General features: G+C 75.0%; 17 protein-coding genes, 1 pseudogene and 1 riboswitch. Of the genes and pseudogenes, 9 read left to right on the top strand and 9 right to left on the bottom strand.

The annotated features are described in order from the left end of the window. Positions 1 to 12 precede the first annotated feature (12 nt). Positions 13 to 1038: a LacI family DNA-binding transcriptional regulator gene (locus PYR91_RS03870; RefSeq protein ID WP_279777523.1), complete on the bottom strand. Its 1026-nt coding sequence runs from the start codon at positions 1036 to 1038 to the stop codon at positions 13 to 15. 178 nt (positions 1039 to 1216) lie between these two features. On the opposite strand from PYR91_RS03870, the gene PYR91_RS03865 reads away from it, so the two are divergent. Continuing rightward, positions 1217 to 2680, top strand: a complete 1464-nt coding sequence (locus PYR91_RS03865; protein WP_279777522.1) for an MFS transporter — start codon at positions 1217 to 1219, stop codon at positions 2678 to 2680. Between the two features lie 11 nt (positions 2681 to 2691). Here the strand turns inward: PYR91_RS03865 and PYR91_RS03860 are convergent, their stop codons facing one another. The 3 genes from PYR91_RS03860 to mmuM all read right to left on the bottom strand — a co-directional run bounded on the left by PYR91_RS03860 (position 2692) and on the right by mmuM (position 5812). Beyond that, positions 2692 to 4002 (bottom strand): FMN-binding glutamate synthase family protein, encoded by a 1311-nt coding sequence (locus PYR91_RS03860; protein WP_279777521.1) that lies wholly within the window; start codon positions 4000 to 4002, stop codon positions 2692 to 2694. Beyond that, complete coding sequence (locus PYR91_RS03855) at positions 4002 to 4682, bottom strand: hypothetical protein (protein ID WP_279777520.1); 681 nt, start codon at positions 4680 to 4682, stop codon at positions 4002 to 4004. Before PYR91_RS03855 ends, PYR91_RS03860 begins: the two co-directional genes overlap by 1 nt. A 161-nt stretch (positions 4683 to 4843) precedes the next feature. Next, positions 4844 to 5812, bottom strand: a complete 969-nt coding sequence (mmuM, locus tag PYR91_RS03850) for a homocysteine S-methyltransferase (RefSeq protein ID WP_279777519.1) — start codon at positions 5810 to 5812, stop codon at positions 4844 to 4846. A 229-nt stretch (positions 5813 to 6041) separates the two neighbouring features. Here mmuM and PYR91_RS03845 point away from each other — a divergent pair, with 229 nt between their 5' ends. From PYR91_RS03845 to PYR91_RS03835, 3 genes are all read left to right on the top strand, one after another. Further along, positions 6042 to 9746 (top strand): DEAD/DEAH box helicase, encoded by a 3705-nt coding sequence (locus tag PYR91_RS03845; protein WP_279777518.1) that lies wholly within the window; start codon positions 6042 to 6044, stop codon positions 9744 to 9746. 378 nt (positions 9747 to 10124) lie between these two features. Further along, positions 10125 to 11018 (top strand): SWIM zinc finger family protein, encoded by an 894-nt coding sequence (locus tag PYR91_RS03840; protein WP_279777517.1) that lies wholly within the window; start codon positions 10125 to 10127, stop codon positions 11016 to 11018. A 111-nt stretch (positions 11019 to 11129) separates the two neighbouring features. Then, positions 11130 to 11195: riboswitch (guanidine-III (ykkC-III) riboswitch) on the top strand. Positions 11196 to 11214: 19 nt separating this feature from the next. Next, positions 11215 to 11538, top strand: a complete 324-nt coding sequence (locus tag PYR91_RS03835) for a multidrug efflux SMR transporter (protein WP_279777516.1) — start codon at positions 11215 to 11217, stop codon at positions 11536 to 11538. Positions 11539 to 12218: 680 nt separating this feature from the next. Here PYR91_RS03835 and PYR91_RS03830 read toward each other — a convergent pair. Next, positions 12219 to 15218 (bottom strand): VIT domain-containing protein, encoded by a 3000-nt coding sequence (locus PYR91_RS03830; protein ID WP_279777515.1) that lies wholly within the window; start codon positions 15216 to 15218, stop codon positions 12219 to 12221. Next, positions 15215 to 16102, bottom strand: coding sequence for a MerR family transcriptional regulator (locus PYR91_RS03825; protein WP_279777514.1), 888 nt, complete (start codon positions 16100 to 16102; stop codon positions 15215 to 15217). The genes PYR91_RS03830 and PYR91_RS03825 overlap by 4 nt, the downstream gene beginning before the upstream one ends. Positions 16103 to 16212: 110 nt before the next feature. On the opposite strand from PYR91_RS03825, the gene PYR91_RS03820 reads away from it, so the two are divergent. Beyond that, entirely contained in the window at positions 16213 to 16680 is a 468-nt protein-coding gene (locus tag PYR91_RS03820; RefSeq protein WP_279777513.1) for a DNA starvation/stationary phase protection protein, read from the top strand. A 297-nt stretch (positions 16681 to 16977) separates the two neighbouring features. Here PYR91_RS03820 and PYR91_RS03815 read toward each other — a convergent pair whose 3' ends face one another. Together PYR91_RS03815 and PYR91_RS03810 are read right to left on the bottom strand one after the other, a co-directional pair. After that, positions 16978 to 20484: a P-loop NTPase fold protein gene (locus PYR91_RS03815; protein WP_279777512.1), complete on the bottom strand. Its 3507-nt coding sequence runs from the start codon at positions 20482 to 20484 to the stop codon at positions 16978 to 16980. A 293-nt stretch (positions 20485 to 20777) separates the two neighbouring features. Continuing rightward, positions 20778 to 21689 carry a helix-turn-helix domain-containing GNAT family N-acetyltransferase gene (locus tag PYR91_RS03810; RefSeq protein WP_279777511.1) on the bottom strand — a complete coding sequence of 304 codons (912 nt, stop codon included), beginning with the start codon at positions 21687 to 21689 and terminating at the stop codon, positions 20778 to 20780. A gap of 169 nt (positions 21690 to 21858) precedes the next feature. Between PYR91_RS03810 and PYR91_RS03805 the strand changes: the two genes are divergently transcribed. The 4 genes from PYR91_RS03805 to PYR91_RS03790 all read left to right on the top strand — a co-directional run bounded on the left by PYR91_RS03805 (position 21859) and on the right by PYR91_RS03790 (position 26208). Further along, entirely contained in the window at positions 21859 to 22866 is a 1008-nt protein-coding gene (locus PYR91_RS03805) for a beta-propeller fold lactonase family protein (protein ID WP_279777510.1), read from the top strand. A gap of 350 nt (positions 22867 to 23216) precedes the next feature. Next, positions 23217 to 24242: a 6-phosphofructokinase gene (locus tag PYR91_RS03800; protein WP_279777509.1), complete on the top strand. Its 1026-nt coding sequence runs from the start codon at positions 23217 to 23219 to the stop codon at positions 24240 to 24242. Positions 24243 to 24494: 252 nt separating this feature from the next. Continuing rightward, positions 24495 to 25706 carry a tRNA uracil 4-sulfurtransferase ThiI gene (gene thiI, locus PYR91_RS03795; RefSeq protein ID WP_279777508.1) on the top strand — a complete coding sequence of 404 codons (1212 nt, stop codon included), beginning with the start codon at positions 24495 to 24497 and terminating at the stop codon, positions 25704 to 25706. Between the two features lie 46 nt (positions 25707 to 25752). Further along, positions 25753 to 26208 carry an NUDIX domain-containing protein gene (locus tag PYR91_RS03790; protein WP_279777507.1) on the top strand — a complete coding sequence of 152 codons (456 nt, stop codon included), beginning with the start codon at positions 25753 to 25755 and terminating at the stop codon, positions 26206 to 26208. A 178-nt stretch (positions 26209 to 26386) separates the two neighbouring features. On the opposite strand, the pseudogene PYR91_RS03785 reads toward PYR91_RS03790, so the two are convergent. Beyond that, positions 26387 to 26589 (bottom strand): annotated as a pseudogene (locus PYR91_RS03785) (3-deoxy-7-phosphoheptulonate synthase); the annotation flags it as partial.

Here is a 26589-nt window from a genome sequence, read left to right as displayed (position 1 = left end):
CCGGCAGCGGGCTCAGGGCCGGGTCGACTCGCGCACGATGAGCTCGGGCTGGAACATGACCTGCTGGTGGGCATGGGTCTCGGGGTTGTCGCACTCGTCGAGCAGCAGCTCGGTGGCGATCCGCCCGAGCTTGTAGGTCGGCTGCCGCACGGAGCTGAGCGACACCGCCGAGGCGGCGGCGAAGTCGATGTCGTCGTACCCGATGAGGGCGACGTCGCCTGGCACCCGCACCCCCGCCTGGAGCAGGCCGCGCAGCAGGCCGAGCGCCAGCAGGTCGTTGGCGCAGAAGACGGCCGCGGGCGGGCCGCCGCCCGAGAGCAGCAGCTCGGCCGCGAGCTGGCCCGCCTTGGCGTTCATCGCCGGCATCTCGACGACCTCCAGCGCCCGCGCGGGGTCGAGCCCGGCCGCGGCGAGCGCCTGCTCGGCGCCTCGCCTGCGGTCGAGGCACTGCCTGATCGTCAGCGGCCCGGTGACGTACGCCAGCCGCGCGGCGCCGCCGTCGAGCAGATGCCCGGCCGCCAGGCGCCCGCCCGCGAGGTCGTTGACGGCCACCGAGCACTGGTCGGGCCGGTGGGCCGGGTGGTCGACGAGCACGACGCTGATGCCTCGGGCGCGCAGGGCGTCGAGGCGGCCGGGGTCCTCGTCGGAGGGGGTGATCAGGAGCCCGCGCACCCGCTGCTCGGCGAAGACGCGCAGGTTGCGCTCCTCCTTGCGGCGGTCTCCCGAGGAGTTGCCGAGGATCACGGCGTAGCCCAGCGTGCTCGCCATGTCCTCCACGCCGGCGGCGACGTCGGTGAAGAAGGGGTTGCCGATGTCGATCACCGAGAGCCCGATCGTGCGGCTGTGCCCCGCCCGCAGCGTGGACGCCGAGCCGTGCCGGACGAAGCCCAGCTCCGCGATGACCTCCTCGACGCGCGAACGGGTGCCCGCGGCCACCTTGTACGGCCGGTTGAGCACGTTGGACACCGTGCCCGGCGACACCCCGGCCTGCGCGGCGACCTGCTTGATGCTCACCGCGCCGGCGTTGCCCGTGGTCATCCGGCTCCTCCAGTGGTCGGCGTTCATTAAAACGTGTGCGGGACGGTCGCGCCAGTGACCGGCCGGACGACCCCCGCCCGTCGCGGCCGGCGCCGGGGATCCCCACCCCGGCTCGCGGCCGGGCGGCGACGGCTCTGTATGGTGCCTAGGTCACGCGATCGAGGGGCGGGAGGGCCGAGTGACGCCACCTACCCCTGTCGGCGCACGTCCGGGCGGTTCGGGCCTGGTGGTCGCGGTGCTGGCCCTGTGCGGCATCGTCGTGTCGCTGATGCTGACCCTCGTGGTGCCGCTGGTGCCCGAGCTGCCCCGCCTGCTGAACGCCTCGGCCTCGGACGCCTCGTGGGTGATCACCGCGACGCTGCTCGCCGCCGCCGTGTGCAACCCCGTCAGCGGGCGGCTCGGCGACCTGTACGGCAAGCGCCGCGTGCTGCTGTGGAGCCTCGCGGTCATGGTGGCCGGGTCGGTGCTCTGCGCGCTCTCGGACGGCCTCGTGCCGGTGGTGGCCGGCCGCGTGCTCCAGGGGTGCGCCATCGGCGTGATCCCGCTCGGCATCAGCATCATGCGCGACGAGCTGCCGCCCGAAAGGCTCGGCTCGGCGATGGCGCTGATGAGCGCCACGCTCGGCGTCGGGGGCGCGATCGGGCTGCCGCTCGCCGCCTACGTCGCCCAGCGGGCCGACTGGCACGCGTTGTTCTGGATGGCCGCGGTCCTCGGCACGGTCAACCTGCTCCTGGTGGCGGCCGTGGTGCCCAAGGCGCCGCCCCTGACGTCCGGCCGGTTCGACGTGCCCGGCGCGCTGGGCCTCACCGCCGGCCTGACGTGCCTGCTCCTGGCGATCACCAAGGGCGGCGACTGGGGCTGGGGGAGCGGTCTGACGCTCGGGCTGTTCACCGGCGCCGTGGTGATCCTGCTGCTGTGGGGCTACATGGAGCTGCGGGTCAGGGACCCGCTGGTCGACCTGCGCACCACGGTGCGGCGGCAGGTGCTGCTGACCAACCTGGCGTCGGTGGTCGTCGGCTTCGGCATGTTCGGCATGTCGCTGGTGCTGCCCCAGCTGCTGCAGGCGCCCACGGCCAGCGGCTACGGGCTCGGGCTGTCGCTGTTCGAGGCGGGCCTGTGCCTGGCGCCGGGCGGGCTGTTCATGATGCTGCTCTCCCCGCTGTCGGCGCGCATCACGCGCCGGTGGGGGCCGAAGGTGTCGCTCATGCTGGGCACGGTGGTGATCGCCGCCGGGTACGCGGCCACGCTGGGCCTGATGAGCTCCGCGATCCAGGTCGTGATCGGCTCGTCGGTGATCGCCGCGGGCGTCGGGCTCGCGTACGCCGCGATGCCCGCGCTGATCATGACGGCGGTGCCCGCGTCGGAGACGGCGGCGGCCAACGGCCTCAACGCCCTCATGCGCTCGATCGGCACCTCCGCCTCTAGCGCCGTGATCAGCGTCGTGCTCGCGCACATGACGATCACGGTGGGCGCGTTCAGCCTTCCCTCGCTGCGCGGCCTGCAGGTGGCGCTCCTGATCACCTGCGGGGTCGCGACCCTCGGCGTCCTGATCACCCACTTCATCCCCGGCCGGCCCCCGGCCGTCGGCGCGCCCGGCGCCCGCTCCGGCACGCTCGCCCGCCCCGGCGGCTCCCAAGCCTGACCGGCCCCGGGTCAGCCGGTGACGCCGGGGATCCAGGTGGTGCCGGCCAGCGGGACACGGGCCATCGCGGCGGCCTCCACGGTGAGCGCCACCAGGTCGCCGGGGTCCAGGTCGTGGACCGACGCCTTGCCGCAGGCGCGGGCGAGCATCGTGGTCTCCATGGCCAGGGAGCGCAGGTAGTTGGCCACCCGCTCGGCCCCGAAGTCGGGGTCCAGGCGGTCGGCGAGCATGTCGTCCTGGGTCGCGATGCCCACCGGGCACCCGCCGGTGTGGCAGGCCGTGCAGGAGCCGGGCATGGTGCCGAGGGCGCGGTACCCCAGGCTCACGTCGGCGCCGGTGTCGTCGGAGGCGGAGTTGCAGCCCAGGGCGATCAGCGCCCCGACCCCGACCGACACGGCGTCGGCGCCGAGCGCCAGCGCCTTGGCGACGTCGGCGCCGCCGCGGACGCCTCCGGAGACCACGAGCTGGACCTCGTCCTGGACGCCGAGGGCGCGCAGCGTGTCGGCGGCCAGGCGCACGGCGGCGAGCGTGGGGATGCCGGTGTGCTCGATGAAGACGTTGTGCGCGGCGCCCGTGCCGCCCTGCATGCCGTCGACCACCACGACGTCCGCGCCCGCCTCGACCGCGTGCCGCACGTCGGAGGCCACCCGGGCGGCCCCCATCTTGACGTACACCGGGATGCGCCACGACGTGGCCTCCCGCAGCTCCTCGATCTTGACGCGCAGGCCCTCGGGCCCCGACCAGTCGGGGTGGCGGCTGGCCGCCCGCTGGTCGACCCCCTCGGGCAGGTCGCGCATGTAGGCCACGTGGGTGGTGATCTTCTGCCCGAGCAGCACGCCGCCGCAGCCGGGGGAGGCGCCCTGCCCGAGCACGATCTCGACGGCGTCGGCGGCGCGCAGGTGGTCGGGGTCGAAGCCGTACCGGGAGGGCAGGCACTGGTAGACGAGCGTCTTGGCGGCGTCGCGCTCCTCGGGGGTCATCCCGCCGTCGCCGGTGGTCGTGGAGGTGCCGGTCATGGTGGCGGCCAGGCCGAGCGCCTCCTTGGCGCCCGCCGACAGGGCGCCGAACGACATGCCCGCGATCGTGATCGGGATGTCGAGCACCACGGGCTCCTCGGCGTGGCGCGTGCCGAGCACGGTGCGGGTGTCGCAGGGCTCCCTGCGGCCCTCCAGCGGGGCCGGCGACAGGCCCGCGGTGAGGATGAGCAGGTCGTCGAAGCCGGGCACGGCGCGCCTGGCGCCCCAGCCGCGGACCTCCGAGCGGCCCAGGCGGGCCCGCTCCTGGATCTCCGCGACGACCTCGGGCGAGAAGGTGTGGCTCATCAGTACGCCCCGTTGTCGTGGAGGTCGAAGTGGTAGAGCCGCCGGGCCGAGACGACCTTGGTGACGTCCTCGGGGCGGATGTGGTCGAACCCGTACCCGTCCGCGAGGATCTTCACGTAGGTGACGTCGTGCTCGTTGAGCTCCTCGGTGACGGCGTCGGTGCCCAGGCCGGCGATCGTCCCGGCGACGTACACCACCGCCTCGTACAGCGAGTCGCCCAGGTGCGGGCCGGTGTCGCCGCCGACCAGGATGACGCCCGACTGGGCGAGGAACCCGCACAGCGGGCCGGCGTCCCCGCCGATGACCAGGGTGGCGCCCTTCAGCGAGATGCCCGCGCGGGAGGCGCAGCCGCCCTCCACCACCACCGTCCCGCCCCGGGCGGACGCGGCGGCGGACTGCCCGGCCGAGCCCCGCACGCGGACGGTCCCCGACATGAGGTTCTCCCCGACCCCGAACCCGGCCGCGCCGTTCACCGTGACGCTGGCCCGCTTGCCCAGGCCGCCCGGGTAGTGCCCCGCGGGCCCGTCGATCTCGACCCGCAGCGGGGCGTCCAGGCCCACGGCGAGATTGTGCCGGCCGGCGGGGTTGGTCACCACCGCCCTGCCGCTCGGGAGGGCGCGCAGCGACCCGTTGATCTCACGGGTCGTCATGGCGGCGGCGTCCAGCCATACCTCGGCCATGGGTGCATCGTCTCGCCGTCCGGCCCGTCGGTCAGGGGGGTGCGGCAGGGACGTCATCGCGCCTCCTGTTGACAGCCCTAGATCGGTGTCTGTCAGGAGTGAACCGTGGCAATGTTGCCGCCGTGGTGCTCGCGGATGACCGGGATGTTACTCGCGGACCACTATCTCCTCCCGATCCCCGGGCCGGGCGATCGGCGCAGGGCGTCGGCGATCCGGCGGATGTGCTCGGGGGTGGTGCGGCAGCAGCCGCCGATGATGGAGGCGCCCGCGTCGCGCCACTCCAGGGCGGCCTCGGCGAACTCCCCGGGGTCGGTCACGCCCACCCAGCGCCGGTTCTCCGCGTCCCAGTCCTCCCCGGAGTTCGGGTACGCGACCACCGGAGTCCGGCTCAGCCCGCCGATGTCCTGCCCGGAGTCCGGGTACGCGGCCACCGGGACCTGGCTCAGCCCGCCGACCAGGCTTGTGACGTGGCCGGGCGCCGTGCAGTTCACCCCGACCGCCACCACCTGCGGGTTGCCGGCGAACAGGGCGGCGCATTCGCGCAGCGGCGTGCCGTCGCAGACCCGCTCGCCGTCCCGGCACGAGAAGCTGACCCACGCGTTGACGTTCGGCGTCGTCTCCAGCAGCCGGGCGATCGCGCGGGCCTCGGCGTAGGAGGGGATGGTCTCGCAGGCCAGCAGGTCGGCGCCGCTGTCGGCGAGTACGTCCCATCGGGGCCGGTGCCAGGCGAACAGGCCGTCCTCGTCCAGGTCGTAGGCCCCGGTGTACTCCGAGCCGTCGGCCAGGTAGGCGCCGTAGGGCCCGACGCTGGCGGCCACCATGCCGCCGCCGGACTCGTCCCGCGCCTCCTTGGCGAGCTCGACCGAGAGCTGCATCAGGGCCTGCGCCTCGTGCTCGACCCGGCCGCGCCGGACGAACGCGGGGAAGCTCGCCTGGTAGCTGGCCGTGATCGCCACGTCCGCGCCCGCGTCGAAGTAGTCGAGGTGGGCGCGCAGGATCGCCTCGGGGTTCTCCATGAGCAGCCTCGCCGACCACAGCTCGTCGCTCAGGTCGTGGCCGAGCTGTTCCAGATGGGTGGCGAGACCGCCGTCGAGGAGGAGGACGTCGATCCTGTCGGCCTGGGGAATCACGCATATACCCTATGTGGGGCCAGGTCGGGCAGTCGCCACGCACGAGCACGATCCCCCGCCGCGGCGCCGCGGGTGCCTGGGCCGCGAGGGCGCCCGGTCCAGCGGGTCCCGTTCGTCCGGGGCGGCCGGTAACGTGCGGGGGCGAAGGGCGGCGCCACACCCTCCGACGAGCGGTGCCGGCGCCCACGGGGCAGGGGTTCTGGCGGCGTCGTCAGGCGGGGGTGGTCGGGTGCTGGTGCTCCACGGGGCGTGGACGGACGGCCGCCTGGCCCTGTGGGCCGAGGACACCTCGCCGCGGGGCGACGGCGCGGGGGCCGCGACGGGTGCGGCCCACGAAGCGACCGCCTCCGGGCGCCGGCGGGCGCCCGGCGGGGCCCGGCCGCATCCGTTCGCGGCCGAGCCGGCCGAGTTGGTGGCCGCCCTGGGCGAGGCCGCCGTGCTGGGCGAGGCCCCCGTGCGCGGCGAGGCCCCCGTGCGCGGCGAGGCCGCCGTGCGCGGCGAGGCCGCTGTGCGCGGCGAGGCCGTGCGGGGTGGGGCCGCCGTGTTGGGTGGGTACGCCACCGTCGAGCGGCTCACCCTGCTGCTGCCCGGGTCGGCGAAGAGCCCGTTGCCGTCCCCCGAGTCGGGCATCGAGACGACGGTCCGCGCGCCGAAGATCACCGCCTGGAGCGTCCCGGCCCTGCTGCTGCGGCCCGCCGAAGCACTCCGCCTCCTCGACGCCCTGGCCACGACGTCCACAAGCGGCCCCGCGCGGCCGCCCGACCCGCCGGCGGGCGAGTCCGCCGACCCGGAGATCTTGTCCGCCCAGACCACCCCACCAGGCACTCCAGCGAGCCGGCCCACCGCCCCGGAGGTCCCTGAGGTCCAGGAGGTGCAGGAGGTCCAGGAGGGCCGGGTGGCCGGGTCAGAGGCCCGGGTGGTTCAGGTGGCTGGGCCGCAGGCCCGGGTGGTTCAGGTGGCCGGGTCAGAGGCCCGGGTGGTTCAGGTGGCTGGGCCGCAGGCCCGGGTGGTTCAGGTGGCCGGGTCAGAAGCCTCGTCGGTTCAGGTGGCCGGGCCGGAGCGCCCGGTCGGAGAGCCGGCCGAGCCCGGCCCGCCCGAGTGGGGGCCGGGGGCCTCGCTGCGGTACTTCGCCGTGGTCGCCGAGCGCGCCCGTGGCCTGGTGCGGCGAGGGCGGGTGCTGCCGCAGCTCGTCACCGAGGACGGCGAGTACGCCGGCCGCTGGGTTCCCGTGCTGACCGGCGCGGACGCCGCCGCGTTCCGCGAGCTTGCCGTCGCGATGCCGCCGATCTGCCGGGCCGTGCGCGAGCAGCGCCCGGCGGCGCGGGTTCTTCGCGAGGCCGTCGGGGCGCTCGCCGACGGTGCCACCAGGCTGGCGATGCCCAGCAAGCTCCTGCTCGGCAACCGTCCCACCCCTAGGAGCCCGCTCACCGAGCGGTGGCTGTTCGCCCTCACCGCCGAGGACGCCGCCATCCCAGGCGCCGGCGCGGGCGAGGCCCGCGTCCTCGGCGGAGCCCTGCGCGAGTGGTTCGACGCCGCGATGCGCATGGACGGCCCCATCCGCGTGTGCTTCCGCCTCATCGAGCCGCCCTCCGGCGAGACCGCCTCCGGCGAGACCGCCTCCGGGGAGGCTGCCTCCGGACAGACCTCCGCCGGGGAGACCGCCTCCGGACGGATCCCCGCCGGGGAGACCGCCTCCGGGCTGACCGCCTCCGCGGACCAGGCGCCGGAACGCGGTGCCGGTGCCGACGCCCGGCAGGAGGCGGGAGCCGGTGGCGGAGGCGATGCGGGCGATCGGTGGGAGCTGGAGTTCGCGCTGCAGTCGGTGGACGACCCCAGCCTGTACGTTCCCGCAGCGCGGCTCTGGGAGGCCGGGCGGATCGCCGGGCTGCCCGAGCGCCCCGACGAGATCCTGCTGGCCGGGCTCGGCCGCGCCGTGCGGCTCTGCCCGGAGCTGTACCGGGCCCTGGGCGAGGCGCGGCCGTCCGGCATGGTGGTGGACACCGCGTGGGCCTTCGGCTTCCTGCGCCGCTCCGCGCCCCTGCTCCAGGCCGCCGGGTACGGCGTCAGCCTGCCCGCCTGGGCCGGGCGCAAAGGGCTCGGCCTCAAGCTCACCACCCGCTCGCACACGAGCACTCCGGGCCGGGCGGCCGCCTCCCAGGGGTTCGGGCTCGGCGCCCTGGTGGACTTCCAGGTCGACCTGGCGGTGGGCGATCACACGATCAGCGAGGAGGAGCTGGAGGAGCTGGCCCGGCTCAAGGTGCCGCTCGTCCGGGTGCGCGGCCAGTGGGTCGAGCTGGACGACCGCCAGCTCAAGGCCGCGCTGTCGGCGATCGAGCGGCGCCGGTCGGGCCGGATGACGGTCGCCGAGGTGATCCAGGAGGTCGTCAACGGCGGCGAGGAGGAACTGCCGCTGGTCGACGTGCAGGCCGACGGCCTCCTCGGCGACCTGCTCTCCGGCGAGGCCGACCGCCGCCTGGCGGCCGTCGCCACCCCCGGCACCTTCAACGGCACGCTGCGCCCCTACCAGGAGCGCGGCCTGTCGTGGCTGGCCTTCCTGTCGGGGCTCGGCCTCGGCGGCATCCTCGCCGACGACATGGGCCTGGGGAAGACCGCCCAGACGCTGTCGCTGCTGCTGGAGGAGCGCACGCGCGAGCGCCCCGCCCCGACCCTGCTGGTGTGCCCCATGTCACTGGTGAGCAACTGGCGCAAGGAGGCCGACCGCTTCGCGCCCTCGTTGCGGGTCTACGTCCACCACGGGTCCACCCGCAAGCGCGGCGAGGAGCTGGTGTCGGCCGTGGGGGAGTCCGACCTGGTCCTGACGACCTACGGCACGGCGCTGCGCGACGCCGGTGTGCTCGCGGCGTTCGAGTGGGGGCGCGTGGTCTGCGACGAGGCGCAGGCCATCAAGAACAGCGCCGCCCGGCAGTCGCAGGCCGTGCGCTCGATCCCGTCGCGCACCCGGCTGGCGCTGACCGGCACGCCGGTGGAGAACCACCTCGCCGAGCTGTGGTCGATCATGGAGTTCTGCAACCCCGGCCTGCTGGGCCCGGCCAAGCGGTTCCGCGAGCGTTACCAGGAGCCCATCGAGGCGCGGGCCGACGAGGACGCGGCCAGGGCCCTCAGGCGCGCGACCGGCCCCTTCGTGCTGCGCCGCCTCAAGACCGACAAGACGATCATCTCGGACCTGCCGGAGAAGCAGGAGATGAAGGTCTGGTGCACGCTCACACCCGAGCAGGCGAGCCTCTACCAGGCCGTCGTCAACGACATGATGGACAGGATCGCCGGCACCGAGGGCATCGAGCGGCGCGGCAACGTGCTGGCGACGATGACGCGGCTGAAGCAGGTGTGCAACCACCCGGCCCACCTGCTCAAGGACGGCTCCCGGCTCGCCGGCAGGTCGGGCAAGCTGGCCCGCCTGGAGGAGCTGGCCGATGAGATCCTCCAGGAGGGCGACAAGGCGCTGGTCTTCACCCAGTACGCCGAGTGGGGGTCGCTGCTGCAGCCCTACCTCGCCGCGCACCTCGACCGCCCGGTGCTGTGGCTGCACGGGGGGCTGTCCAAGAAGAGGCGCGACGAGCTGGTGGACCGGTTCCAGCACGGCGACGAGCCCACCATCTTCCTGCTGTCCCTCCGGGCGGCCGGCACCGGCCTCAACCTGACGGCCGCCAACCACGTCGTGCACGTGGACCGCTGGTGGAACCCGGCCGTGGAGGACCAGGCCACCGACCGGGCGTTCCGCATCGGCCAGACGAAGAACGTCCAGGTGCGCAAGTTCATCTGCGCGGGCACCCTGGAGGAGCGCATCGACGAGATGATCGAGCGCAAGAAGGCCCTGGCCGAGAGCGTGGTGGGCGCCAGCGAGGACTGGATCACCGGCCTCTCCACCGACCAGCTCCGCGAACTCTTCCGCCTCGGCCCCGGCGCGGTGAGCTGACGATGAGGATGGTCGGGGCGATGCCGGTTCCGCTTGGCGGCCCGAGGACTGTCGTGCGGGTTGCCGTGGCGCCCGATCGGGCGCGTCCGCCCTGGTGTGGTGCGTCGGTGACGGACGTGGGCGCGGTGTTCCGGAGTCGGCGTGATCGGGCGGAAGCTGACGTGCGGGTTGCCGTGGCGCCCGATCGGGGGCGTCCGCCCTGGTGTGGTGCGTCGGTGACGGACGTGGGCGCGGTGTTCCGGAGTCGGCGTGATCGGCCGGGGGTCGACGTGGGTGTAGGCAGGGCGCCCGGTCCGGGTCGCCGGTCCTGCTGCGGTGGGTCGGTGACGGATATGGGTGTTGTGGCTTGGTGTGGCAGGTCGGGAGAGGAGGGCTGAGATGCCCGTGGGCAAGGACGGCTGGTTCGAGGCTTCCGCGCCGATCGAGGTCGAGAACGGGCTGCGGGCGCGCGGGCGGCGGGGGACGATCGGCGAGCAGTGGTGGTCGCGGCGCTTCATCGACATCCTGGAGCGCGTCTGCGCGCCCGGCCGCCTGAGCCGTGGCCGCGCGTACGCCAGGAAGGGCCAGGTCCTGGGGCTCGACCTCGGCCCCGGGCTGGTGGTGTCCCGGGTGCAGGGCTCACGGCCCGAGCCGTACCGGGTGTCGGTGCGCATCGACGCCTACGACGAGGCCGCGTGGGGCCGTGTCCAGGACGCCCTGTCCCGGCAGGCGCTGTACCGGGCGAAGCTGCTGGCCGGCGAGATGCCGTCGGAGATCGTCGAGGTCTTCGACGCGCTGGGTCTCCCGCTGTTCCCGGCGGAGCTTGACATGGACTGCTCCTGCCCCGACTGGGGCGTGCCGTGCAAGCACCTGTCGGCGGTCCTGTACCTGCTGGCCGAGGCGTTCGACGACGACCCGTTCCTGGTCCTCGCCTGGCGCGGCCGCGCCCGCGACGAGCTCCTCGACGCGCTGCGCGCGCCCACCGGGGTCGCCAGCGAGAAGAGCGCCGTTACCGGGCTCGCGGGTGAGAAAGGCGCCCTGGCCGCCGCGGCCTCGGACGGCGACGCCGAGGATGACCCGCTATCCGTCCCCGACGAGCCGTTCGAGGACCGCCTGACCGACTTCTACACCCCCTCCACACCCCTGGCCCGCCTGCGCCCCCGCCCCGGCACCCCCAAGGCCCCGCCGGAGCTGCTCCTCCGCGTCCTGGAACCACCCACGGTCAAGATCCGCCACATCCCCCTGCTGGACATCCTCCGCCCCGCCTACCGCGAGCTGGGCCCCCGCCCCTAGCTCGCCGACCACCAACCCTCGCCCTCGCCGGCCCATCCTCTCGCCGCGTGCGATCGCCAGGGCCGCCCGCACCGCCGGGAATTCGCGTGGAACCGCAGCCGTTGTGGCCAATGCGGGCCCCGATCGGGGCTCGTCCGGACGAGACGCGCCGTACCCGGTCTGCGAAGACGACGCTCCTTAACGGGAGGTTGTCGTCATGGCATGGCTCATGATCGTCGTCGCGGGTCTGTTCGAGGTCGTCATGGCCTACGCGCTCAAGCTGAGCGACGGGTTCTCCGCACCGTTGCCGACGATCGGCTTCGTCGCCTCGGCCGCCGTCAGCTTCGGCCTTCTCGCACTCGCCCTCAAGAGCCTGGACGTCGGCACGGCCTACGCCGTCTGGACGGGCATCGGCGCCGTAGGCACCGCCGCACTGGGCATCGTCCTCCTGGGCGAGAACGCGTCCCTGCTCAAGATCGCCTCGATCCTTCTCATCCTCGCCGGCGTAGTAGGCCTCCACCTGGCAGGCACCGCCCACTGAACCGCGCCAGAAACCTGGGCCTACATAAACCTGAGCCCTACAGCGCCACCATTTCACCGCCGTCTGCCATCAACCGGTGACCATCCTGGGAACGGTGCCTTCGGCGCGCTTTCAAGGGGCGTCCCTCACTCAGTCCATCTCACCCGTCGCGCGGGCAACCGCCTTAGTCGTCCGAGCCAGGGCGGCCATCGACGCCACGCCCCGCTCACCAGCCGGTCGCGGATGCGGTGCGACGACGACCGCTCGCCCTCTCCCATTCCTTCGGCGGCTGAGGACGGGTGCTGCGCCACCGTGGGGCGGGTCAGACGGAGGGTCGCCCTTGAGAAGGGCTGGGCCGAAGGCACCGATCGCGGGGACTGGTGGGGGAAGCTGCCGGTCGGTGCCTTCGTGGGTGAAGCGCCGTGCGGCGGCGCCGACTTCGCCGTACTGGTGCTCGCCGCATCGGCGCCGAGTGGTGGTGCGGGGGCAGTTGCCGGGACGGGAGGCGCCTGCGCCGGGCCGGTGTTCCGGCTGTGCCGACCGGCTCATGCCGGTGGGGGCCGGAGGAAGGTGCCGGACGGCACCTTCCCCCTGAGGCCTGTCCCGCCCCACCGGTACGGCGCCGACATGGCCTGTACCGGTTCGGCGAGGTCGGCGCCGCCATGCGGCGGGTGCGCCGCCGGGTGGGGGAGTGGGTGTGATCAGGAGCGCTTCCAGAACGGGCGGCGGCTAGGAGGGGGGTCGGTGGGCTGGTCTTCGGCCGGGGTGGTGGGGGATTCCGGGGCGCCGACCAGTTCCGCCAGGACGGTTGTGGCGCGCTGCCACAGGGCGTCGACGTCCACGGGGGCTCCCGGGAGCTCGCAGGCGGCGAGTTCGCCGGCCAGGGCGGTCAGGCGGCCGTCGCCGCCCAGGAAGGCGGCCAGGGCGGCCACGCGGCTGGCCAGGTCGGCCAGGTAACCGCGGCGCTCGTCCTCCGGAAGCGACCGCAGGTCGCGCAGGCGGGCCAGTTCCTCCAGGAGCTGGGGGCGGGCGGCGTCCAGCGAGTGCGGCACCAGGCCGGGAGGGGCCGCGCCGGGTGCGACGGGACGGATCACCATCCGGCCTCGGGAAGAGCCGATCTTGGGAAGCGGCCCCGGCCACGAGGGCCCCTCGGGCCCGCCCGGCGCGTACGGCCCGCCAGGCTCGCCCGGTCCGCCGGGTGTGTACGGTCCGTTCGGGTCGCCAGGTCCGCCGGGTGTGTACGGTCCGCCCGGGTCGGCGGGGCCGCCGGGTGTGTACGGTCCGCCCGGGTCGCCGGGCCGGCCCGGTGTGTACGGTCCGCCCGGGTCGGCGGGGCCGCCGGGTGCGTAGGGTCCGCTCGGGTCGCCGGGCCAGCCCGGGGTGTACGGGTCGTTCGGGTCGCTGGGGGTGTACGGGTCGTTCGGGTCGCCGGGGGTGTGCGGTCCGCCGGGCTCGCCAGGGGCCGGGGTGTAGGGGCGTCCGGGGGTGCCGGGGGGGAAGGGGCTGTTCGGGTCGTCCGGGGACGGGTCGCCTGGGCCTGGGATGAGGGGGCCGTGGGGCTCGATGGGTGCGTCCGGAGAGGGGCCGGCGGGGGTGGGCGGCGTTGGCCAGGTGGGAGCGCCGGGGGACGCGGGGCGGGCGGGCTTGGGGTTCGGGCTGGGAGGGGCGCCCTGGGCGCTGGTCTGGCGGCGGGCCATGCTGAAGACGGCCGGGGTGGCGGCGGTGGTGTACGCCACGGGCGTGGCCATCAGGGGCGACGCCTCGGCGGGGGCTTCCCAGCCGCTGGGCGTCTCCACCGGCTGGACGACGCGGTGGCGGTGCCCGCCGTCGGTGACGACGCGGGTGTCCACGGCCACGAACGCGGTGAAGCGGCACAGCACCCCGTGCCGGAGCGACGTCGCGACGATCCGCTCCTCCAGATCGTGCTCGCCGATGACGTACCGGTCCTCCAGGCGGCGCAGGTGGGCGCGGGCCCAGATCGCCCGGGCCGACTGGTCGTCCGCCCGCGTGCCGTCGAGACGCCGTTCCCACGGCTGCCCCGCCGCGTCCAGACCGTGCACGGCCAGGGCACCGCGGGCGGGGCCGCGGAAGCGTCCGGACACCGTCAGCGGCACGCCGGGGTAGAGGGAGCCCAGGTGCGTCACCGTGCCGGGCAGCACGTCGAGGCCGTCGGCCTTGAGCGTGAGCCCGGTGACCAGGGGGGACCCGATGCGGCGGTGGATGTGCTCCATCGCCTCGTCCAGGCGGTCCTCCGACTCCACCAGTTCGCAGCGGCCCGAGCCGAGGCCCGCCAGCCTGCCGAGGAAGCCGGCGTTGACGGCCCGGTCGACGCCGACGGTGTGCACCCGCACGCTCGCCAGCCGCGTGCCGAGCCGTTCGAGGATCTGGTCCTCGTTGCCGACCTGCCCGTCGGTCACCAGGACGAGCACCCGCTCACGGGTCGCGTCGTCGAGCAGGGCGAGCGCCTGCTCCAGGGGGTCGAGCATCTCGGTGCCGCCGCGTGCGTCCAGCCGGGCCAGGTGCTCGACCGCGCGGTAGCGGTTGCGGTCGGTGGCCGGGACGAGCCCGGCGTCCAGGTTCTGCGGGCGTTCGACGACGGAGTCGAAGGCCAGGACCGCGAACCGGTCGCCGGAGGTCAGCGTGTCGACGATGCGCGCCGCCGCGCGCCGGGCGGCGACCATCTTCCAGCCCGTCATGCTTCCGGAGCGGTCGAGCAGCAGCACCACGTCCCGTGGACGCCGCGCCGCCGGCTCGTCCGGCGCCGGTGGCAGCACGGTCAGCGTGAACGTGCCGTCCCCGTCGCTTCCCGCGCCGGCCTGAGTGTCCGAGGCGGTCGTCGTGCGGGTGTCGTCCTCGGGAGCCCCGGTGGTCTCGCCGTCGGCGTGGGAGGGGGCGTGGTCGGGGATCAGGGCCAGGGAGCTGGAGGCGGTGAAGCCCAGGCGCAGGATGAAGTCGCGGTCGAGGCGCTCGCCGGGCTGGAGCCGGACGACGCCGTCCTCCCGGGTGACCACGTGCAGGCTCGACCGCATCTCGGCCAGGTCGAGCCCCGCCGGGTCGACGGCGACCGCGAGCGACAGCCGCACCGGGTTGGGGAAGCCGGGCAGCAGCACCGGGGGAGTGATGCGCGAGGCGTCCGGCACCGCGTCGGTGTCGGGCACGACGCCGTCGCCCGAGGACGCGTCGTCCAGCGGGTTGCCCGGAATGTACCGGGGGGCGACGACGAGCGGGAAGCGGAAGGTCGCCGCGCCGTCCTCGTACGGGAGCGGCTGGCTGAGGGTCAGCCGCACGGTCACCCGCTCGCCGGGGACGATGTTGCCGACCCGGATCGTGAAGACGTCCGGCCGGTCCTCCTCGGCGATGGCGGCCCGGCGGCCCTCCGAGAGCGCCTGGTCGTAGTCGCGCCTGGCCTGGCCGCGCTCCTTCAGCACCCCCTCCACCACGCGGTCGTCCGCCTCCATGCGGAACGCGGTGACGGCGGCGCGGTCGGGCAGCGGGAACACGTACGTGGCCTCCAGCGGCACGTCGTACGGGTTGCGGAACCCCTGGGCGACCTCGACGCCCGAGACCAGGCCGGTGATCCTCGCGTTCACGTCGACGCTCTCCAGCGGCAGGTTGCCCCTGCCGGTACGCAGCGCGCCGAGCCCGGCGTCCGGCAGCGGCGTGTACTCGCCGGGCTTCAACGAGGTGATCTGGACACTCATCTCTGGATCCCTTCGGAACGGGACGGGCGGAGGTCGTCGGAGGGCCGGTCGTGCGCCGCCGGCGTGGCGAGGAGAGGCGCTTGCCGCGCGGCCTCTCCCGTGAGGTCCCCGCCGGCGCCGGGCGCGACGGCGTCGCGGGTGGCGGGGGTGACGTCGCCGGGCGTCGCCAGGGAGCGGGCTTGGACGGCGGCCAGCAGCGGCTCGGCGGCCCGGCGCAGCGCCGCGACGTCCTCGGGCGACGGGGCGCGGCCCTCCAGCAGCAGTGTCACGCCCGGCGCGAGCCGCACGCCGTGGACGAGCCCGGCGGGCGTGCCTGCAGGGGACGCCTCCGGCGGTGTGTCCGTGAGGGACGCTTCCGGCGGTGTGCCGGCCGGCGGCGTCCCGATCGGTGTGACCGGCGCGGGCCGGCCGGCCGGCCGGGGGCGGCCGTCGACGGCGGGGGCCGACGGCGGGTGCGCGGGTGCGGGGGACGGAGCGGGCGCGGGTGCCGGAGTGGGCGGGGCGGTGGGGCGTTGCGCCCAGAAGCGCGGGCGGGCGGGGGGCGGTGGCGGGGGCGTGCGGCCGGCCGGGGGAGCGGGCAGGAGGGCGATGCCTTCGAGGGCGGTGTCGGTGGCGCCCGCGAGCTCGGTCTGGATGTCGGCGATCGACCGGCCCTCGGCCTGGCGCCGTTTGACCGCCACGAGCTGCAGGAGGTGGCGGCGCCCGTACAGCGCGACCCTGCCGCGCCGGGTCAGCGGCGGGTCGACCAGGCCGATCGTCGTGTACCACCGGATGAGCCGCTCGTTGGGCACGTCGCGGACCCGGCCGTTGGGCTGCTGCGAGGCGGGGCGCAGCGTCTCCGCCGCCCGCTCCGCGAGCTCGCCGATGGTCCAGGTGTCACTCATGCCCCCATACTGACACTGCAATGATTACAGTGTCAACGTTTAGAACTCCTGGAACGGGTTACGGCTTTTCACGTAAAAGGCACAAACAACCGCTTAAGGGGACATATCTCATGGCCCAGATCACCAGCCCGCTGACCGGCGAGAACCAGAGGATCACCGGCGAGTGCCTGCAGGGCGCGCTCATCGACCTGCTCGACCTGTCGCTCGTGGGCAAGCAGGCGCACTGGAACCTGATCGGCCGCAACTTCCGCACGCTGCACCTCCAGCTCGACGAGATCGTCACCATGGCCCGCGAAGGCGCCGACACCGTCGCCGAGCGCGCCGTGGCCCTCGGGGTCAACCCGGACGGCCGCTCCGCGACCATCGCCCGGGACACCCGGCTCGACCAGCTCGACGGGGGCTACATCGAGGACGGAAAGGTCATCGCCGCGTTCACCGACATCCTCGGCATGCTGATCGAGCGGATGCGCGACCGGGTCGAGGCCACCGAGGAGGCGGACCCGGTGACGCAGGATCTGATCATCGAGATCACGCAGGAGCTGGAGAAGCAGCACTGGATGATCCAGGCGCAGCGCTGACCGCGTGACGCGCCGGTGAACACCGCGACGGACGGGGGCCGGTCGCGGTGCGCCACGGCGTGCCGCCGTCGCGAGGCCGTTGCCGCCGCGCGGCGTCACGTCGTGGCCCTGCCTCATGCGCGCACCCGGCCGGGCCTGGCGGGTGACGGAACGGCCGGGGCGGCGGGAACCCCCCGGGCGCCGCCCGCCGGCGGGGCGAGCCGCCCCATGGCGCGCCGCCCGTCGATGGCCGAGCCGCCCGTCGCGCGGCGCGCGCCGGCCCGCCCGGCCGGGTCGTGCCGGGCGGCGGTGAGGCGCTCACAGCAGGTCGCGGGCGATGCGGGTGATCGAGGGGGCGGTCGACAGGAGCGTCCGCAGGGCCTCCCAGCGGAAGGCCTCGCCGGCGGGGGGACGCAGCAGCCCGGTCTCGGTGAGGACGCGGGCCCACTCGCCGTCGTCGCCGGAAGCGGCCTCCTCCAGCGCTTCCAGCACCGTTCTGCCCCGCGCCGCCGGGGCCGGGGGCCGGGGCCGGCGGCCGGAGTCCTGCTCCCGGGCCAGGGCCGAGAGCAGGTGCGGCCACCGAATCGTCAGCATCGCCAGCTTGGCGATCTCGTCCTCGCCGGTCCGGGGCGCGCCCGCCAGCGTGTGGCGGTAGGTGACGAAGGAGTAGAACCGGAAGACGTTGACGTACCGCTTGAGCTCCCGGGGGTTCCCGGCGGTGAGCGTGGGCAGGATCCGCCGGATCGCGTCGTAGGCGTTCTGGTCGCTGTACAGGTCGTCGTAGACACGGTCGGCGGCCAGCCGCGCCGCGGCCGACAGCCCGCCGATCAGGCCGCGGTCCTCGGCCGGTCCGCCGTGCGTCCAGGCGTCCCGGCCGCCGCCGTCCGCCCGTGACGCGGGCCGACCCGGGGTGTTCGCCGGCATCCACCGCGCGGGCCCCGCCATGGCCCTCGCCCGGAGCCGCGGCACGGGCCGTCCCGCGGCGTCCAGGGGGATCCGCAGCGCGGGCCCTTCCGCCGCTTTCGTTCGGATGCGCGGCGCGGGCCGTCCGTTCGCCCGCAGTCGCGGCCCGGGGCCGTCCCCTGTCTCCGCCCGGGCCCGTGGCGCGGGCCGTTCCAGGGCGTCGGCCTGGACCCGGCGGGCGACGGCGTCCAGATCGTCGGCCGTGGGGGACAGGGCCCTGATCGCGGCCTCCATGCGGTCCACCAGGCCGGGATCGGGCACCGAGGCCGCAGGCGCGGCCGGTTCCGGCGTGCCGGGCGGTGCGGACGGGACGCCGAGCAGCGTTCGCAGGAACGCGGGCACCCGGTCGGCGTCGTCCAGCAACGGGACGCTCAGCGGAAGCTGCACGATCTTCTCCAGGAACCGCCACCCCAGGCCCGAGCGGTCCTCGGCCGGGACCGGCAGTGAGCGGGCGAGGTCGGCGTAGGCCACCTCCACGTGCGCCGCGACCACCTCCGGCTCCATCGCCAGCACGAACACGCAGTTGGGGAACTCCCCGGCCAGGAACAGGTTGACCGCCTCGATCACCTGCGCCACCGTGCCCGGCGAGCACCGGTCCAGGTCGTCGACGAAGACCACCAGCGGACGCTCCACGGTGGCCACCATGCCCAGCACCCGGCGCATGTCGGTCTGCACCAGGTGCAGGAACCCCGTCTTGGCCCGGTAGCCGGGGTCGGGCGTCAGGTCGCCCGCCAGGCCGGGCGCCGGCCCGAGCAGGTCCGGCTGGCGCACCAGCCTGCCGAAGGCGGTGTCGGCCGACTCGCGCAGGAACCGCGTCAGCCGCACGGCCGCGGCGCCCAGCATGAGCAGCGTGCCGCCCGACCCGATCGCCGCGGCGGCGCCGCGCAGCACCGAGGCGATCGCGGGCACCAGGGCGGCCGACGCCAGCACCGCCGTGACGAGCAGGGCCGCGAGGAAGCCGAGGGCCACCGGCAGCAGTCGCGTCGCGGCCAGCCGGTAGGCCCGGCGGCGCACCGCCTCGCGGTCCACGCGCGACAGGTTGAGCGTGAGCCAGAAGCGCTCGCGCTCGCCGCGCGGGAGGCGGCCGGTGACCTGGCTGATGATCTCGTGGGCCAGCCCCGCCCACACCTGCTCGCCGTTCTGGTACATCCACGGGTTGAACCAGACGGTCGGCCGCCAGTCGCCGTCGCGCATCGGCAGCTCGCCGGGGACGGCCCGCTCGGCGCCGTGCCGGTCGCCGGCCGCCCCCACCTCGGCCAGGAGCTGCGCGTTGGTCAGCCTGGCCGTGCCGCGCGGCAGCCGGGCCAGGTGGATCTCGGCGGGCCGGTCCTCGGCGGCGCCCGGGTCCAGCAGGTCCTGGACCATGCGCATCAGGGACGTCTTGCCCGCGCCCCACGGCCCCTTGATCCCGATCGTCAGCGGCGGCCGGGTGTCGGGGTGCCGGATGAACGCGGCGACCGCCTCGGCGTGCACGCGGTGCCCGAGCTGGTCGTGGGTGGTCCACCGGTCGCCGGTCAGCCGGGCCCGGGGCCGCACCGCGCGGCGCGCGGCCCGCCGGCGCCGCAGCGCCGCCGAGACCTGCGCCTGCTCCTCGGGCTCCAGCCGCCGGGCGGCCTCCCGGCGGACCGCGGGGTCGGCGAACGGCGTGCCCCGCCCTAGCAGGCCCCAGTCGGCCAGTTCGAGCAGCGCCCGCTCCGCGCCGCCCCGCGCTCCGGGCGCGCCCGGCTCCGCGCCGCCCGCCGTCCCGCCCTCGTCGAGCCCGGCCCGCCCTCGCGCCGCCCCCTGTGCCGGGACCCTCCTGCCCGGCCCGGCCGGGCCCCGGCGGGCCGGCTCGGGCGGGTCTCCTGCGGGACGTCGTCCGTCCGAGTCGGGCGGGGCCTGCCCCGGGTGACGGCGGCCGGGCTCCGGCCGGGTCCCTTCGGGACGTCGTGCGTCCGGGTCGGGGGCGGGGGGTTCCTCCTCGGCCAGCAGGCGGGCCAGCTCGGGGGTGAGGGGCTCGTCCTCGGCGAGCAGGGCCGCGCGGCGCAGGAGCTGGCGGGCGTCCTCGCTGAGATGGACCTCGTAGACCCTGCCGACCAGCTCGGCGGCGGAGGCGGGCGGGACCGTGTCGCCCAGGACGGCCAGCCGCGCCAGTGCGGTGCCGAAGGCGGGGCCGAGGTCGCGCGCCGGGCCGCGCGTGGCGGCGACGCCGATCAGCTCGCCCTCCCCGTAGGTGAGCAGGTAGGGCCGGCGGTCGGCGCCGATCTCCGCGCAGCGCTCCTCGGCGTACCGGAACAGGTCGCCGACCGAGACGGTGCCGTCCCGGTCCAGGTCGGCCTCGCCCGACAGGATGCCGTCGGCCAGGATCGCGGTCAGCGACACCGCGCCCCCGGGGCGCTCGCCGGGCATGGTGGCGCTGGTCGTCAGCGCGGCGGCGGCCGCGACCGGCTCGCCCCTGACCCGCAGCCTGCCCAGCCCCTCGTGCGGCCCGTCGGGGTTGGCCGTCACCAGCCAGCCGAAGTCGACCACGAGCAGCAGCGCGGCGCCGTCCGAGCGCTCGACGCGGCGGGCGAACTCGCTCATCAGCGCGCCGAACTCGCGCCGCCCCCACCCCGACTCGGTGGACCAGCGGATCAGCAGCAGGTCGCCGGGCTGGACGGCGTCCAGGAAGGAGGCGACCCGGCGGTGGTCGCCGGCGTCGCCCTCGGCGGTCTCCACGGCGTACCCCTCGGAGGAGAGGGCGTGCACGAGCCGGCGGTCGGCCCCGGTCCCCGGCCGCGCGGCCCCGCGGCGCTCGGCGCCGTCGTCGCGGTCGAGGAAGACCAGGGCCCTGCGGGTCCTGATCGTCGGGGCGGGCGGCGCGGACACGATCATCGACGTCATTGGCGGTCTCCCATGGCCGGGGGGCGGGCTCGTCGCCCCGGGATCCGCACGGCCGCGTGGTAGGCGCACCGCCGATGCTGCCAGAGCCCCGATCGCCGCTCCGCCAGGCACGAGCGCGCCCGGCCGGATCTTTGCCCGCGGTTTGCGCACCCGCGCCGCGGCCCGGGGCGCGGCGGCCCGGCAGGCTCGCCGTATCGGCCGGGTGGACGGCCCGGGCGTCACGGCCCGCCGGCCTCGCCGCATCAGCCTGGCGGACGGCCCCGGCGGCTCAGGGCGTCACGGCCCGCCGGCGGTCACAGGTCGCGGCTCCAGGTCTGGTGGGTGACCTCGGTGCCGTAGGCCCGCTCGGTGTGCTCCTCGTCGAGGTGGAAGCCGGAGCGCTCGTAGATGCGACGGGCGGCGGCCAGGACCGCGATCGTCATCAGGACGATGCGCTCGTATCCGGCGGCGCGGGCGAACGTCAGGCACTCCTCCACCAGGCGCCCGCCCAGGCCCATGCCGCGCGCGGACGGCTCGACCAGGAGCAGCCGGAGCTGGGCGGTGCGGTCGTCCCTGCGGACGCAGAAGACCGAGCCGACGGGCTCGCCGTCCACCTCGGCGATCCACGCGGTCTCGCGCCTGGGGTCGCGGCCGTCGGCGTAGTCGGCGACGATGCGCGCGGTCAGCGCCTCGAACGTCTCGTCCCAGCCCTGCTCCCGGCCGTACAGGACGCCGTGGCGGTGCACCACCCAGCCCAGGTCCCCGGCGCGCAGCGGGCGGATCACGTACGACTCCGGCGGGGCGGCGGGGTCCAGGGCGCGCTGGACGGCGGCCATGGACGACAGCAGGCGGCGCCGCCGCTCCTCGGTCAGCGGGTCGAGCAGCTCGCGCACCGCCGAGGCCGATGCCTTGTCGAGCGTCTGGTAGACGGCCCGGCCCTCCTCGGTGAGGCGGACGACCTGGCGGCGGGCGTCGGCGGCCGAGCGCTCGCGGGTGACGAGCCCGGCGGTCTCGAAGCGGGTCAGCATCCTGCTGAGATAGCCGGCGTCCAGGCCGAGCGGCCCGCGCAGCTCTCCCGTCTCGGCCTCCTCGCGCCCGTACAGCTCGAACAGCACTCTGGCCTCGGTGAGCGAGTACGGGGTGTTGTGCATGCCGGCGCCGAGCACGCCGATGACACGCGTGTAGAAGCGGTTGAACGCGCGGACGCCCGCGATCTGCTCGTCCATCGTTGCTCCAATCAACAGATCAGTTGACTCAGTCAAGCATATGCGCGTGCCCGGCATCCAGACCCTCGGCGAGGCCCACGTCCGCCGGGGGCGCGCCGCCGGAGGCCCCGGCGTCCGAGACTCGGCGCGGCAGGATTCCGCTCGCGGGGGCGGCGCTATTCTCGATCACATGACTGCGGGCCTCGACGTGCTTTACATAGGCGGGTACACCTCCGGCACCGGCGGAACGGGCCCCGGGCTGACCGTCGCCCGCAGGGACGGCGGCGGGGTGCTCAAGACCGTCGCCCAGACGCCCGCCCCCGGGCCGTCCTTCCTGGCCCTGCACCCCCGGCTCCCGGTGCTGTACGCGGCCCTGGAGGAGGAGGCCGGCCGCGTCGCCGCCTTCTCGGCCGATCCCGGCGGCCCCCGCCCGCTCGCCGAGCGGTCCAGCGGCGGGTCCCACCCCTGCCACGTGGCGGTCGCGCCGGACGGCTCCTGGCTCGCGGCGGCCAACTACGGCGACGGCGTGCTCGCGCTCTTCCGGCTCGACGAGGAGGGGCTGTTCGACGGCCCGCCGCTCGTGTTCCCCGGCGGCGGCCGGGGGCCCGACGCCGAACGGCAGGCCGGGCCGCACGCCCACCAGGCCACCTTCGGCCCCGACGGCGTGCTGTACCTCACCGACCTCGGCGCCGACGAGATCCGCCGCTACACCCTCGGCCCCGAGCCCGCCCCGCACCCCGGCGGCCCGGTGCGGCTGACGCCGGGCTGCGGCCCCCGCCACCTGGCCCGCCGCGACGGCCGCTGGCACCTCGCCTGCGAGCTGGACGGCACGGTCAGGGTGTACGACGAGCGGTGGCACGAGATCGGCCACGTGGCGGCGAGCGGGGCCCCCGGCCCGAACCTGGCGTCCCACCTCGAGTTCTCCGCCGACGGCCGCCACCTCTACGTCGCCAACCGCGGCCCCGACACGATCGGCGTCTTCGAGCCCGGCGGCGCCGCCGGGCTCACCCTGGTCGCCGAGGTCTCCGCGGGCGTGGCCTGGCCCCGGCACTTCGCGCTCGTGGACGGCTACCTGTACGTCGCGGGCCAGCGCTCCGGCACGGTCGCCGCCCTGCCCCTTCTCGACGGCGTCCCGGGGCCGGTGGCGGAGACGTTCGAGGTCGGCAGCCCCTCCTGCGTCCTGGCGCCGCCCGCCTGACGCCCGGTTGACGCGCGCCCCGGCGGGCGGCTCTCCGGTGTCCTGGCGCTGCCCGCCTGACCCGGGCCCCGGCGGGCGGCCCCTCCGGTGTCCCCGCGCCGCCCGACCGACCCGCGCCCCCGCGCGTCCGGCCGCGGTGCCCGGACGGCGGGCGGGCGGCGGGCAGCGGCTAGGATTCATCGGCGTGCCGAGACCGCGGACGGCTTCTCACACGTTGGTCTAGACCAATGTTGGCGGCTCGGGCACAATGCCATGCGTTGGCGGCTCACATGCAGGTATGCCGGTATCGGTTTCCGGCGGCCGTGGAGCTCGACGTAGTCTGACTTTGACCCCATCGGGAGGGACCCGGCATGCGTATCGGAGTACTGACAGGGGGCGGAGACTGCCCCGGCCTCAACGCGGTGATCCGCGCCGTCGTCCGCAAGGGCGTCGGCGTCTACGGCCACGAGTTCGTCGGCTTCCGCGACGGCTGGCGCGGCCCGCTCGAGGGCGACACGATGCCGCTGGAGGTCTCGACCGTACGCGGCATCCTCCCGCGCGGCGGCACCATCCTCGGCTCCTCGCGGACCAACCCGATGAAGATCGAGGGCGGCGTCGACCGCATCAAGAAGAACCTCGCCGAGGGCGGGGTCGACGCGCTCATCGCGATCGGCGGCGAGGACACCCTGGGCGTCGCCAAGCAGCTCTCCGAGCTCGACGTCAAGGTCGTCGGCGTCCCCAAGACGATCGACAACGACCTGAACGCCACCGACTACACCTTCGGCTTCGACACCGCCGTCAACATCGCCACCGAGGCGATCGACCGGCTGCACACCACCGCCGAGTCCCACCACCGCGCGCTGATCTGCGAGGTCATGGGCCGTCACGCCGGCTGGATCGCGCTGCACGCGGGCATGGCGGGCGGCGCCAACGTCATCCTCATCCCCGAGAAGCCCTTCGACATCGACCGCGTGTGCGAGTACGTCGAGAGCCGGTTCAAGATCCGCTACTCGCCGATCATCGTGGTCGCCGAGGGCGCGCACCCGATCGAGGGCCAGATGGCCCTGCAGGCCGGCGAGCTCGACGCCTTCGGCCACGTCCGCCTCGGCGGCATCGGCGAGCACCTCGCCCACGAGATCGAGAAGCGCACCGGCAAGGAGGCCCGCACCACCGTGCTGGGCCACATCCAGCGCGGCGGCACCCCGAGCGCGTTCGACCGCGTGCTGGCCACCCGATTCGGCCTCCAGGCGATCGACGCCGTGCACGACGGCGACTTCGGCAAGATGGTCGCGCTGCGCGGCACCGACATCGTCCGCGTCGGCCTGGACGCCGCCACCTCCGAGCTGAAGACCGTGCCGGAGTCCCGCTACAAGGAGTCCGAGGTCTTCTTCGGCTGACCGGCCCCGCGGGCGCCGGCGTACCCCGCTCGGCGCCCGTGCCGGCCCAAGCGGCTCTCCGCGTCCGCACGATCGGCGCTCCGCCCCGCCCGCGGCGGGCGGGGCGCCGCGGCCGTGTACGGCCGCACGGTGGTGTGCCGGGCCGGTAGGGATCCGGCATCTGCTCATCCGGGATAAATTGATGGGTGCCGAGCACCGGATCCGAGTTCCGAGCGCGGCCCCGCCCGTTTCCCACCGCCCGGAGGCAACCCCATGTCCGTCGTGCCCCCGTCAGCTCTGGGCGAGCCCTGCGTGCTGCTCAAACTCGGCGAGGTCGTGCTCAAGGGCAAGAACCGCGAAGTGTTCGAGCGGCGCCTGCAGGCCAACATCCGGCACGCGCTCAAGGACTTCGACCTGAAGGCGGACGTCCGGCAGCGCCACGGCGTCATCGCCGTGCTGCTGCCCGAGGGCACCACGGTCGAGGTCGCCGAGGCCGTCGCCCGCCGCCTCACCGACGTGGTCGGCCTGGTGTGGGTCCACCGCGCCTGGCGGGTCGCCAAGGACCCCGACGCCGTCACCGCCGCCGCGCTGGAGCTGGTCGCCGGGCGTCCCGAGGTCGAGCGCCGCGCGACGTTCGCGGTCCGCTCCCGCCGCCGCGACAAGCGGTTCCCGCTGCGCTCCAACGAGCTCGACCGCATGGTCGGCGGGGAGATCAACGACAAGTACGGCCTGCCGGTGCGGCTGAAGAACCCCGAGCTGACCGTGCACATCGAGGTCGACAGGGACGAGGTCTTCGTCTTCACCGACGGCCTGCCCGGCCAGGGCGGCCTGCCCGTAGGCACCAGCGGGCGCGGCCTGGTGCTCATGTCCGGCGGCATCGACTCGCCTGTGGCGGCCTACCGCATGATCCGCCGCGGCCTCCAGGTCGACTTCCTGCACTTCTCGGGCATCCCGTTCACCACGTCCGAGTCGATCTACAAGGCGTACGCCCTGGTGCGGGCGCTGAACCGCTTCCAGCCGCAGGGCCGGCTGTTCGTGGTGCCGTTCGGCAAGGCCCAGCAGTCGCTCAAGACCTCCGGCGCCGACCGCCTGCAGGTGGTCGCCCAGCGCCGCCTGATGCTCAAGACCGCGGAGGAGGTCGCCCACCGCATGCGCCGCCGCGTGCTGGTCACCGGCGACTCCCTCGGCCAGGTCTCCTCCCAGACCCTGCAGAACATCACCGCGCTCGACGACGCCGTCACCCTGCCGATCCTGCGGCCGCTGATCGGCATGGACAAGACCGAGATCATGGCCGAGGCGCGGCGCATCGGCACCCTGGAGATCTCCGAGCTGCCCGACGAGGACTGCTGCACCCTGCTCACCCCGCGCCGGGCCGAGACCCGCGCCAAGATCGCCGACCTGCGCCAGATCGAGAAGCGCCTGGACGCCGAGGAGCTCGCCGTCCAGCTCGCCGACTCCATCCAGCACTACACCATCGAGTCCTGAGGCCGCCCACGCGAGTCGTCCGGCGAACACGATCGGCGAGGCACCGTTGAGAACACTGCTGGCGCGGCTCTGGCGCATGATCGAGGGCCCGCTGCAGTGGCGGGTCGTCCGGCTCCGGAACGCGACGTTCATGGTCGGGGTGACCGGCGTGGTCCGCGACGCCGAGGGCGGCGTCCTGCTCCTTGAGCACCGTTTCTGGCCCGAGGGCCGCAGGTGGGGCCTGCCCGGCGGCTACGCCAAGCGGGGCGAGACCCTGCGTGAGACGGTCGCGCGGGAGGTCCGCGAGGAGACCGGCCTGGAGGTCCGCGTCCACGGCCTGGCCGGCCTCAGGAGCGGTTACCGGCTCCGGGTGGAGGTCGCCTACGAGGCCGAGGTCACCGGCGGCACGCTGGAGGTCGACGCCTTCGAGATCCTCCAGGCGCGCTGGTTCCCCCCGGACGCCCTCCCGGAGGGCACGCAGGAGTACCACCGCCGCCTGGTCGCCGGAGCCGGCGAGCGCTGACCGGAGGCGGCCCGCACATGGCGCGGGTTCGGCGGTGGCGGCCCGCGCCACCGCCGGAACGGGCGGCCCTGGGCGCGGGAGGCCCGAGGGCGCCGTCCACGTCGGCCGCGCGGCCCCCGCGCGAGTGGGCGCGGGGGCCCGGCGCTGTGCCGTCCGGGAGCCGGAAGCGCGGCTCGGGTCAGGCGACCGGGGTCAGCGTGGTCGCCAGGGTGCGGCCGGTCAGCGGCGCGAAGGCCCGCAGGACGTTCGCCAGCTCCTCCAGGTCGCCGTCCACCAGGGCCTGCGGGCCGTCGCACAGGGCCTGCTCGGGCTGGGGGTGGACGTCGATGATGACGCCGTCGGCGCCGACGGCGATCGCGGCGCGGGTGAGCGGCAGCACCA

Origin of the sequence: Sphaerisporangium sp. TRM90804, assembly GCF_029846175.1 — a bacterium.
Taxonomy (GTDB): Bacteria; Actinomycetota; Actinomycetes; order Streptosporangiales; family Streptosporangiaceae; genus Sphaerisporangium.
Note: the sequence above shows the minus strand (reverse complement) of the source record. Positions and strands in the feature narration are given on the sequence as shown.